Below are 12070 nucleotides of genomic sequence, written 5' to 3' on the forward strand. Positions count from 1 at the left end.
TTGAATATGTTATTAAATTTGCTGCACATTATTACTGAATACCACAAACCAACTAAAGTACGTTTAATAATTGTTCTTTAATTTTTTCTAGTTCGTCTTTCATTTGAACCACCAATTGTTGCATAGGTGCATAATTACTTTTAGAGCCAATGGTATTTATTTCTCGTCCCATTTCCTGACCTATAAATCCAAGTTTTTTACCGTTAGAGTCTTTAGAGTTGATACATTCTGAAAAGTAATCTAAATGGTTTTTTAAGCGTACTTTTTCTTCGGTAATATCAAACTTTTCAATATAATAGACCAATTCTTGTTCAAAGCGGTTTTCATCATATTTCTCTTTTAGTTCTTCAACACCTTTAAGTAAACGTTCACGAACGCCTTCAACACGTTCAGGATCCATAGCAATAACCTGTTCGAGAATAGTCTCAATAGTTTTTACCCGATTATTAAAATCCTGTTCAAGTACTTTTCCTTCATCTAATCTATGACAGATTAAGTCGTCTACTGCAGTATTAATTTGTGCTTCAATAATTTTCCATTCATTATCATCAATTTCCTCGCGAACCGTATTTAAAGCATCAGGAAAACGCACAGCCATTTTAAGAAGCTCAATAGCATCGCCATCTACAACATGTTTTAATTGCTCGATATATTGTTTTACAACAGGTGTGTTTATTTGTGTAGATGTGTCTTCTGCGGTAGTTTCAACATAAATTGAGAAATCAACTTTCCCCCGTTCTAATTTTGCTGCAAGAATCTTTCGAATAGACAATTCTTTTTCTCTATAAATACTAGGCATTCTTGCATTTAAATCTAAATTTTTACTATTAAGAGACTTAAGCTCTATGGTTATTTTTTTTGTGGGTAATTGCAATACAGATTTTCCGTAACCTGTCATTGAATATATCATAATGCATGTATTAAGTTCTGCAAAGGTAATTAAAACCTAAAGGATAGAAAACTGATAATAAATTGTGTAAAAAATACTTTGTATTAATATGAGGTTTTTCAAATAATTAATAGATACTTTTGTGTGAATAAGTTACTTTTTAAAAAATGATTTTGATGAAGAATAGAACGGTTACATGTATTGCAATCATTAGTATTTTAGTTTTTTTTGGATGTAAGAAACAAAAAACCGAAACAGATGCTAAAACTGAAGAAGCATTTACAAATCAGGTAAATGATAGCATTATTAATAATCCCCCAGAAGGTATGGTGTGGATTCCTTCAGGATCTTTTTTACAAGGAGCGGTTCCACAAGACAAAATGGCTATGAATCATGAAAAGCCACAACATGCTGTAACTGTAGATGGGTTCTTTATGGATATAACAGAAGTAACGAATGCACAATTTTTAAAGTTTGTTGAAGAAACGGAATATATTACGGTTGCAGAACGAGAAATTGATTGGGAGGAAATGAAAAAACAACTTCCCGAAGGCACCTTAAAACCTCATGATAGTATATTACAACCAGGATCTCTATTGTTTAAAAAAACAAAATCTTCGGTGCCTAATTTATATGATTTTTCGCAATGGTGGCAATGGGCTATTGGTGTTAATTGGAAACACCCTAGTGATCCTAAAAGTAATTTAGAAGGTAAAGAAAATCATCCAGTTGTGCATGTTAGTTATGAGGATGCTCTGGCTTATTGCAAATGGGTTGGTAGGCGTTTACCAACAGAAGCAGAATGGGAATATGCTGCTAGAGGCAATAGGGATAATGTGACTTATTTATGGGGAGATGATAGGTCTCAGTTGTCGCAAAGAGCTAACAGCTGGGAAGGGGAATTTCCTGTAAACAATACTTTAGAAGACGGTTTTGAAAGAACAGCTATTGTAAAATCGTATCCCCCAAACGATTTTGGTCTTTATGATATGGCAGGTAATGTTTGGGAGTTTACAGCCGATTGGTATGATATAAACTACTATGAAACGCTTGCAAAGACAAATACGCCTACTATAAATCCAAAAGGAGCTAGTAAAGGATACAACCCTAATAATCCCTATATACAAGAAAAAGTAATAAAAGGCGGTTCTTTTTTATGTAGTGATTCGTATTGTGCGAGTTATAGAATATCTTCGAGAATGGGTACAAGCTTAGACTCTTCGGCAGAACATGTTGGTTTCCGAACCGTAGTAAGCCCAGATAAGTTACTTGAAAAATAGAAAGATAACTATAAGTAAATTTAAAAAGTCTAAAAAGCGATAAACTTTGTCATCCAGAGACATCTGCTAAAATTTTAGCAAGCGGATGAAATGACGTAATTGGGGTGTCATTCAGAAGGAGGTACGACTGAAGAATCTTTATAATTAATCTCTAAAGATTCTTTGCTGTGCTCTGAATGATAGACGATTATAAATTAAGTGTTTATAAAAAACGTCAATGCTAGCAAAGGGAAGCATTTTATTTGTTTAATAATACACGTTGGCGTTAGTTATCAACCTTCTGTTGTTCCTTTTATTGCTGGTGTTATATTATTAGGTAAACTACCTTTAACAATTTTTAAAGTTTCAATTGCAGTACCTGCTCCTAAAAATTCCGTTTTATTATTAATAACTACATAAATCATGTTGTCAAATTTAGATTTTTCTTTGATATCATCCATTTTTGATAATGTCCACGAGTTTAGCTTAGGTGTTACGTTTGGTAAACCTTTTGTGTTATAATGGTAACCCGTGTAACGACTAACACATAATGTGTATAGACAATTGTCTATATCCGCATTAATAAGACTAAAATAATAAATACTTTATTTCCATAAATGATGCATTAGCCGCAAGATATAGCGTTTCTAAAGAAAGCATTAATGTAATAAAAAGGTGGTGTAAACAGCTCACTCTAGTTAAAGCATTGGAAGTCCATCCCAAAGAATTGTTAGACCTTATTCTTAAAAAAGTATTTCTTACTCCAAAAAAATAAGAATACGGGTTATCCTTCAATAAATAATTACTTACCAATATTGCTGTTTATCTGGCATAAATATTTTTTAATCGTATTTATTTCTGAAAAATCAAAAAATCAGTCATTGGAATTATTAGTCGAAGCATCGAAGTTGTTGGTCGAAATTCTTTATTAAAACCTTAAAGAAATAATAATTTTATCGACCAAAATCTAATGAAAACATGAAATAAAGAATTATTTAGCTCTACACATTGCAGTGTATTTCAGAAAGTTAAAACGAATTCAATAACTATTTAACTAACAAGTTTATGAAACGATGGACAACCAAATTTAGTTTATACAGAACGTTTGATTTTTTGGACAATTCTTTACTACAGACCTTTTAATTTCATAATGAAATATTATTATAAAATCTTAAAAGAGAAGTAGAGGTAATCATTAAAATATAGTTAGTACTATAAGCTAGGTAAAGCGCTATTTAATTTAAAAAATCATCTTATAAATCAACCTTTTATGACAGCATCACAAAATATAGCATCACCGAAGAATAATTTAACACCCATACTAATAATAGCAGGCTTATTTTTCATTTTCGGATTTGTCACCTGGATAAATGGAGCACTAATCCCCTTTATGAAAACCATTAATGAGTTAACCGATGCCCAATCATATTTGGTAGCCTCGGCTTCCTATATCTCATTTGTAGTGATGGCCCTGCCAGCTTCCTATATTTTAAATAAAATAGGCTATAAAAAAGGCATGTCTTTAGGCTTAATAATTATGGGCATTGGAGCTTTAGTTTTTATCCCTGCAGCCGAAGCAAGAACCTACTGGGTATTTTTATCAGGTATTTTTATTCAAGGCATCGGTATGACCATATTGCAAACAGCAGCAAACCCATACATAACCATTTTAGGACCCATAGAAAGTGGCGCCAAACGTATTGCTATTATGGGCATAGCAAACAAAGTAGCAGGAGCTTTAGGCTCTTTAATATTTGGAGCCTTATTATTATCAGGAATAGACGAAGTAAAAGATAAACTAAGTAGTGCCTCAATAGAAGAAAAAGGCCATCTTTTAGATACGATGGCAGATAGTGTTTTTACACCCTATCTAGTGATGGCTATCATTTTATTTATATTAGGAGTATTAATTAGAAAAGCCCCATTACCTCATGTAGAAGCCGCCGAAGTAGAAGACACAAAAGATGGCACGACTACAAAAACCAGTATTTTTCAATTCCCCCATTTATGGTTGGGCGTACTAACCCTATTCGTTTATGTAGGAGCAGAAGTTATAGCAGGCGATACTATTATCGCATACGGTATTTCATTAGGCTTTCCTGCTACAGATGCTAAGTTTTTTACAACCCTCACATTATTAGCCATGGTATGCACCTATGGGCTAGGTGTTATTTTAATCCCCAAATACTTAACGCAAGGCACCGCACTTAAAATCAGTGCCACCTTAGGAGTCATCTATAGCATTTGCATCCTATGTACCACAGGGTTTACCTCCATTTTATTTGTGGCAGCACTGGGAATTTCCAATGCTTTGGTTTGGCCAGCAGTATGGCCATTAACCCTGAAAGGATTAGGCAAGTTCACAAAAACAGGCTCCGCCTTATTAATTATGGCTATCTCAGGAGGCGCGATAATCCCACCATTATATGGTAGAATGGTAGATGACAATAAAGAAGCCCTTATAACTAGTGGTATCAACGAAGTAGATGCCTTAGCAACAGCCTCTACCCATAGTTATTGGATATTAATTCCTTGCTATGCATTGATCTTGTTTTTTGCAATACGAGGACATAAGTATAAAAGTTGGACAAGAAAATAAATAAATAAAAGAAACTATCTATAATTAAGAAATAAACAAAAACGCCATGTTACAGAGTAGTATAGACAAATCTACAGATTTTGAAAAAAGGTTTGAAAACGTAGGAACCATTGTTTTTGAAAACTCCACTAGCGCTTCCAAAGCAGTAGCTAAAGAAATAGCAGATTTAATAAAGGTAAAACAAGCCCAAAAACAACCCTGTATATTAGGTTTAGCCACAGGCTCCTCCCCTAAAGGTTTATATGCCGAATTAGTACGCTTACATAAAGAAGAAGGATTGAGTTTTAAAAATGTGATAGCCTTCAATCTAGATGAATACTATCCTATGGAACCCGATTCTATAAATAGTTATGTGCGTTTTATGAAAGAATTACTCTTTAACCACGTAGATATATTACCAGAGAATTACCATATTCCAGATGGCACCTTATCCAAAGATGCTATTTCAGAATATTGCAGCCAATACGAATCAAAAATAGAAGCTTACGGCGGTATCGATTTACAAATATTAGGTATTGGAGGCAATGGTCATATAGGATTTAACGAATCAGGCTCCTTACAAAACTCAAAAACCCGATTAGTAGCGTTAGACCATATAACCAGAGTTGCTGCCAGTGGTGATTTTTCAGGCTTAAACAATACCCCAAGAACAGCCATTACTTTGGGAGTCAAAAAGATTATGGAAGCCAAAAGAGTAATCCTTATGGCTTGGGGCGAAAGCAAATCCCATATAACAAAAGAATCCGTTGAAGGCACCGTAACCAACCTGGTACCCGCCTCGTTTTTACAAGAACATAATAACGCCACCTTTGTATTAGACAAAGAAGCATCCTCAAAACTAACCCGTATAAATACACCTTGGTTAGTCGAAAAAATTACCTGGACAGACAAACTTATAAGAAAAGCAGTATTAGGCTTAGCACTTCATTTAAAAAAACCTATTCTAATGCTCACCGATGCCGATTATATAGAAAACGGTATGAGTGATTTATTGGCAGATTCAGGCCCAGCTTACGATATAAACATAAAAATATTCAACAAACTACAAAATACGATAACAGGATGGCCAGGAGGTAAGCCCAATGCCGATGATGCTAAACGCCCAGAGCGTGCCGAACCCGCAAAAAAACGCGTGCTTATTTTTAGTCCGCACCCAGATGATGATATCATAAGTATGGGAGGTACATTTAAACGCTTACATGAACAAGGACACGAAGTACACATAGGATACCAAACCTCAGGAAACATAGCCGTAGCAGATGATGAAGCCTTGCGTTTCGCTAGTTTTGTATGCGATTATAATGCCAAATTTGGAATAGAAAGCGCAGAAGCAGAAACGATCTACAAAAAAGCAGAAACATTTCTTAAAAACAAAAAAGCCAGCGAAATAGATATTCCAGAAGTTCGCTATATCAAAGGATTAATTAGAAAAGGAGAAGCCCAATCTACCTCTTATTTTATTGGTATTCCAGATGCCCAGATTCATTTTATGGAACTGCCATTTTATGAAACAGGAGCTATAGAGAAAAAGCCTTTAGGTGAAGAAGATATCGAAATAACGATGAATCTTATTGAGCAAATCAAACCACATCAAATATATGCAGCTGGTGATTTGGCAGACCCCCATGGGACACACAAAGTATGCTTAGATGCCGTTTTTGAAGCCGTAAAACAACTAAAACCTAAAAAGTTTATGAAAGACTGTTGGGTTTGGTTGTACAGAGGAGCATGGCAAGAATGGGGCATTGATGAGATTGAAATGGCTGTTCCTATGGGGCCTGACCAAGTATTAGAAAAACGAAAAGGTATTTTCAAGCATCAATCTCAAAAAGATGGTGTGGTATTCCAGGGAACAGATAGCAGAGAGTTTTGGCAGCGAGCAGAAGACAGAAACAGAGAAACAGCCCATTTATACCATGAATTAGGCTTGTCTCACTACGCCGCTATGGAAGCCTTTGTGAGGTGGGAATATTAAAAAATTGTTTTTAGTTTAGTTTGTTTAGTTGGGACTACTAAGTGGTGTTTTTTGTAGTTATTTAGCATCACTGTAGTCCTCTAACTAAAATCTATTTTAAAAAAAGAGTCGAGAACCCAGTTTAGGGAAGTCAGAGATATTATTTTTACCTATTTAGGTTTAATCCTAATTTATGCATAATTATCACTTGATTCTTAAAATTATATTTGATACTAAAAAAGGCTTCAACATTTTTGTTGAAGCCTTTTTAGTAATCAAGGTGAAACTAGCTGAAATTTGAAATTATGAAGGTTTATAGACGTTTTCAGAGGGTGAAAAATTCACTGACACAGAATTCGCCTCTTTTCATAAAAATTTTAACATAATTTACCTCCATTTAAATGCAAATCACTGCATTTGATTTAAATATTCTTTCCTTTTTTTTGCCAATTTTGTTCCAACTCCACCTATGTTAAAAACCAAAGAAAAGCTAAAGAAATATTAGGCAACAGACTTATTGATATTTATATAAGGTTGATGTCTTTAAAAGGCTCATATATTCAAAAAATCACAGTGTCTACAATAATTTTAATCACTCATTTGTGTTAAGATTTAACACAAAGATACAATCTTAAAAAACTAGCTCAATCAGCAAAAGAATTTATATTTCCAGAATGTAGAGGCACATATTTTTGGATGATATACGGCGTTATTTCATCAAGTGTTTTACCAGTAATAGGGTGAAGACCAGGACTCGTAAAATATTCTATTTTACCATCTTTATTTTTAGTATACCATATTAAAGGCTTATTGGTTCCTTCTGCAAAGAAATCTGTCTTCATAGTCACTTCTACCTTCTTAAAATTTGCAATTAATTTAGAATCGTAAGGTTCAATTTTTGTACTGTATTTTTTATGTAAAGTTAAGTTACAAGAGACTTTTTCGTACTGATTTTTCACCCATACCATACATTTATTTTCTGTTTGTACTATTGATTCATCAAACATTCCACTTTTCGCAACCATAAGAATTACTGTAAGAGCAATACTAATTGAAAAAGTTATAATCCATTTACGTTTCTTTTCTTTTGTATTCAGGTCTTCTTTCCCAGATTTTACCTCTTCGTTTTCTTTATTTAGATCTTCTATACTTAGTATATCAACACTTTCTTCCCCATTTCTAGTATTAGACTTTTCTTCAGAGATTAAATTTTCAGATTTTCGATATACCTGTAATGGTCTAGGCTGAAAATCAATCAGCCAACTTATCAATTCTAAATTTTCAGAACTAGTATCACGAGTAATTCCTTTTAGGTATTGTATAACAGGAACAAATTTATCTGCTTTATACCCTTTTAACTTTTTTATATGGGATTCTTTATTTTCTCCTTCTTTAAATTGAAAAAACTGATTTAAAATATATTCATCGTTTTTTTCTTTTCTTCTATTTAACAACCATAAGCATGCTTCTCTAATTTTTTTTCGAGTAGGCTCTGCTAAATAACCACTCATTTCTCCTCCTTTATCTCTATTGTACTTTTCTAATATCTCCTTTTTATAAGTTTCAGATGTCTTCATTTCAATGATTTGGTTAGAATTATTGGAATTCTCATGGAATTCTTAAGAACTATTGGAATATCTGGAATCATCTATAGCGACTGCTTTTAATCTCAAGTAATTTTGCCCTATCGGCTGGTTCTTGTTATGCATTGCTAACATAACAAATGTACAAAACTAGTTGTTACGAAAATCTGTAATGTGGTTAGTAATTAACGCATTGAGAAGTAGTTACAAACTACTGCATTACAATTTTACTTCTCAAAAAAACAACGGAGTACTCCAAACACTCACGAGTGGTTGATTAACAAAAACAAATCTGGGAAAATCCCAGACAGCCACTCCTTTGTTTAATTCCAAAATTTTTAAATTATGAAAAAAGTAACCATAGCCTTAATGGCACTAGTTTTAAGTACGTCTTTATTTTCTTGCACAGGTGAATCTATTTCTGAAACGGATGATCTTTATGATACTCATGCTACAGAAGGGGATGATGAGCAAGTAAAACCATCTCCTGAAGATGATTAACAATTTTTAATTATGAAAAAGACTGTCTCAAAAAGACAGTCTTTTTTTATTAGATTTATAGAAAATTTATTACGATGAGTAAAATTTTAATATTTTCTATTGTCTTTTTATTTTTATGTTGTGATAATACTAAAATAAATTCAAAAACCATTGATAATGGTAATACAGATATTAATGATTATTATAAAATTGCCAAAAACAAAAACAACTCCCTGCAAGAAAGATATGAAGCTATTAATAAATCTTTTAGTTTAGTTAAAAAAGGAGGAAGAGATACCTTATTCCTGAAAATACTATATTTAAAAGGAGTCATACACCTATCTTCAAAAGAATATGATAGTCTTTTTCTATACAGTAAAAATTTAAGAAAATATGCAAAAAGAATTAACAATCAATCTTATTTAGGAAAATCAAATTATTTATTAGGGTATTACTACGACGAAATAACTAATCTTTCAGATAGTTCCTTTTATCATTATAACATATCTAAAACTCACTTTTTAAATATTAATGATAGTAGCCAAGTTGGAAAACGGCTAATAAGTATGAGCCTTATACAACAAAACCAAAGCGATTTTTTTGGAAGCAAGGAAACTATAACTGAAGCTTTACAATATTTACACCCAAAAAAAGACATCAAACACATAGCTTCATCATATAATACTTTAGCTACTAATCACAGAAAACTTCTTAATTATAATGATGCCATAAATTTCTATAAAAAAGCTATAAAAATCATATTATCTAAAAAAGACAAACTAGCCTATAAAAACAATTTAGCAGCGACATACACAGATAATAAACAATATAAAAGCGCTATTTCAATTCTAGAAAGTATCGTTAAAGATTCGGTAGTATTAAATAATGAAAAAAAATACGCAAGAATAATAGACAATTTAGCTTATGTCAAATGGCTTTCTGGTCAAAATGAAACAGAAAAAACTCTCTTAGAAGCACTAAACATAAGAATAAAAAACAATGATAAGCGCGGACAAATAGCCAGTTACACCCATTTAGGAGAATTTTATTCTAAGAACAATAGAATGAAAGCTTCAGCATATTTTGATTCTGTTATTCGTTTATCAAAAGATTTAAAAATGCCAAAAGCCGAAAAGGATGTCGTTAAATTTTTAATAAAACTCTATCCCAAAAATGTAGAGCTACGTGATCGTTATACCATATTACAAGACAGTCTTTATGCTCAAGAACTAAAAGTAAAAACGCAGTTCGCCAAGTATAAATATGATGACAAGCAAAAACAAGAATCTATTCTACGCTTGCAAAAAGAAAAAGCAGAGAAAGATTTGGCATATACGAAAGAGCGTCAGACCAAAATAATTTATTTGTCTGCTTTTATACTTGCCTGTATAACTATAGCTTTTGCTATTTATTTTTTTAAAAGACGTGCAAAGATTTTAAAACAACAAAATGAATTAGAAAAACTAGAAACTATATATAGTACAGAAGCTGAATTATCTAGAAAACTACATGACGATTTTGGTGCCAAAATAAACCATTCTATGCTTCTGGTTCAAAATGATTCAGACAAGTCTAAATTGCTTGATACACTAGATGAACTTTATCATCAAAGTCGCGATTTTTCGAGAGAAATAAACGAAGTTGAAACTGGCGTTAACTATAAAAACGAACTCTTTGACATGCTTAGTCTATATACTTCAACACAGATTAAATTGTATACTACTGGAAGTAAATCTATAGACTGGTCTACCATAAATGATTTATCTAAAATCGTTTTGTATAAAGTCTTGAGAGAATTAATGCTAAACATGTTAAAACACAGTAATGCTACAGCAGTCAAAATTGCGTTTAAGACATTATTCGATGGCTTACAGATTAATTATTCAGATAACGGTAAAGGTGCTTCAAAAATGGCCATGCGCAATAAAAACGGACTTCGGAATACAGAAAAGCGTATTCAAGCTATTGGAGGAACAATTATATTTGAAACTGATAAAGGAAAAGGGTTTAAAGCCGAAATTAAAACCCCAAATTAAAAAGCTTCTATTATGTTTAAAAAAGTTTTGATTGCAGAAGATTTTCAAGATACAAATGCTGGTATTGTGAGTGCATTATCAAATAAACTGAATATCCATGAATTACAAGAAGAACTCTACTGTGACAAAGCCTTTAACAGAGTTAAAGTAGCGCAAGCTAATGGAGCGCCTTTTGAATTATTGATTACTGACCTTTTATTTAAAGAGAATCATATAGACCGAAAACTAACCTCGGGTGTAGACCTTATAAAGGCTGTAAAAGCCATACAGCCGTCCATAAAAATTATTGTAAATTCTATGGAAGAGAACCCATCAAAAGTAAAGTCTCTTTTTAAAGAACAACACATTGATGGTTATGTTTGTAAAGGGCGGCATAGTTTAAATGAATTAACAACTGCTATACTTGAGGTTTACCAGAATAACATCTACTTATCTCCACAAATAAATATGGCTTCAAACCAACATATCATAGAATTGGATGAGTTCGACATCTCAATTTTAACAGAATTAGCAAATGGTTTAAGTAAAAAAGAAATTGCAGAAAAATTTAAACAAAATAATATCACACCAAATAGCGAAAGTACTATCGATAAAAGAGTAAGTAAATTATTTGATGATTTTGGTGCCAAAAATTCTACACAGCTTATTGCTATACTTACCAGAGATGGATTGATTTAGATATGTAAATTAAACATTTTCATTTTAATAATTTCACCCCCTTACACATATCTGTAAGGGGGTGTTGTTTTATGAACTTAGCTTTGTAGTAGTATTAATTTAAAACTTAAAATAATGTCTAGATACGGAAATTTAAACGGAGGATCAGGGGTGTATTCTTACGAAATAGGAAGCGATAGAATAACTATAACATTTTCTACAAATTCAATTTATGAATATACCTATGAAAGTGCTGGGAATAATCATATTGAAACAATGAAATCTTTAGCAATTAAAGGAAAAGGATTAAATGGCTACATAAATACTTACACAAAATTTAAATATTCAAGAAAGATTAGTTAATACATCAAATTTTATAATTATGGAATACAAAGTAATACCTTTTATAGCATCAATAGAACAAAACAAAGGGAAATCTAGTGATGTTGCAGAACAATTAGAGACAATTATTAATGACAATATAAGTAAAGGTTGGAAATATATTCGCTTAGAGAGCGTATCAACTTTTGTAAACCCTGATTCTGGATGTTTTGGTTTAGGAGCTAAACCAGGATATACAACAACAAGACAAATGATCGTTTTTCAAAAATAA

Annotated in this window: 11 protein-coding genes; 8 read left to right on the forward strand and 3 right to left on the reverse strand. The window is 32.2% G+C overall.

Going from position 1 to position 12070, the window contains the following annotated elements; all coding sequences use genetic code 11:
* Positions 1–52: 52 nt before the first annotated feature.
* Positions 53–910: a YicC/YloC family endoribonuclease gene (locus tag Q4Q40_RS15965; protein ID WP_303302908.1), complete on the reverse strand. Its 858-nt coding sequence runs from the start codon at positions 908–910 to the stop codon at positions 53–55.
* A gap of 155 nt (positions 911–1065) precedes the next feature.
* Between Q4Q40_RS15965 and Q4Q40_RS15970 the strand changes: the two genes are divergently transcribed.
* The gene (locus Q4Q40_RS15970; protein ID WP_303302909.1) at positions 1066–2169 is read left to right on the forward strand and encodes an SUMF1/EgtB/PvdO family nonheme iron enzyme; all 1104 of its coding nucleotides are present in this window, start codon (positions 1066–1068) and stop codon (positions 2167–2169) included.
* Between the two features lie 272 nt (positions 2170–2441).
* Here the strand turns inward: Q4Q40_RS15970 and Q4Q40_RS15975 are convergent, their stop codons facing one another.
* The gene (locus Q4Q40_RS15975; RefSeq protein ID WP_303302910.1) at positions 2442–2609 is read right to left on the reverse strand and encodes a hypothetical protein; all 168 of its coding nucleotides are present in this window, start codon (positions 2607–2609) and stop codon (positions 2442–2444) included.
* A gap of 809 nt (positions 2610–3418) precedes the next feature.
* On the opposite strand from Q4Q40_RS15975, the gene Q4Q40_RS15980 reads away from it, so the two are divergent.
* Both Q4Q40_RS15980 and nagB read left to right on the forward strand, forming a co-directional pair.
* Positions 3419–4747 (forward strand): sugar MFS transporter, encoded by a 1329-nt coding sequence (locus tag Q4Q40_RS15980; protein ID WP_303302911.1) that lies wholly within the window; start codon positions 3419–3421, stop codon positions 4745–4747.
* 46 nt (positions 4748–4793) lie between these two features.
* Positions 4794–6722, forward strand: coding sequence for a glucosamine-6-phosphate deaminase (gene nagB, locus Q4Q40_RS15985; RefSeq protein WP_303301696.1), 1929 nt, complete (start codon positions 4794–4796; stop codon positions 6720–6722).
* A gap of 623 nt (positions 6723–7345) precedes the next feature.
* Here nagB and Q4Q40_RS15990 read toward each other — a convergent pair.
* A complete protein-coding gene (locus tag Q4Q40_RS15990) occupies positions 7346–8278 on the reverse strand; it encodes a hypothetical protein (RefSeq protein WP_303302912.1) in 933 nt (310 codons plus the stop codon).
* Positions 8279–8629: 351 nt separating this feature from the next.
* Here Q4Q40_RS15990 and Q4Q40_RS15995 point away from each other — a divergent pair, with 351 nt between their 5' ends.
* The 5 genes from Q4Q40_RS15995 to Q4Q40_RS16015 all read left to right on the forward strand — a co-directional run bounded on the left by Q4Q40_RS15995 (position 8630) and on the right by Q4Q40_RS16015 (position 12070).
* Positions 8630–8785 (forward strand): hypothetical protein, encoded by a 156-nt coding sequence (locus Q4Q40_RS15995; protein WP_303302913.1) that lies wholly within the window; start codon positions 8630–8632, stop codon positions 8783–8785.
* A gap of 74 nt (positions 8786–8859) precedes the next feature.
* Positions 8860–10800 carry a tetratricopeptide repeat-containing sensor histidine kinase gene (locus Q4Q40_RS16000; RefSeq protein WP_303302914.1) on the forward strand — a complete coding sequence of 647 codons (1941 nt, stop codon included), beginning with the start codon at positions 8860–8862 and terminating at the stop codon, positions 10798–10800.
* Between the two features lie 12 nt (positions 10801–10812).
* Positions 10813–11478 (forward strand): response regulator transcription factor, encoded by a 666-nt coding sequence (locus tag Q4Q40_RS16005; protein ID WP_303302915.1) that lies wholly within the window; start codon positions 10813–10815, stop codon positions 11476–11478.
* 114 nt (positions 11479–11592) lie between these two features.
* Positions 11593–11820, forward strand: coding sequence for a hypothetical protein (locus Q4Q40_RS16010; RefSeq protein WP_303302916.1), 228 nt, complete (start codon positions 11593–11595; stop codon positions 11818–11820).
* Positions 11821–11839: 19 nt separating this feature from the next.
* Entirely contained in the window at positions 11840–12070 is a 231-nt protein-coding gene (locus Q4Q40_RS16015) for a hypothetical protein (RefSeq protein WP_303302917.1), read from the forward strand.

This window comes from Flavivirga jejuensis (assembly GCF_030540765.1).
Lineage (GTDB): Bacteria > Bacteroidota > Bacteroidia > Flavobacteriales > Flavobacteriaceae > Flavivirga > Flavivirga jejuensis.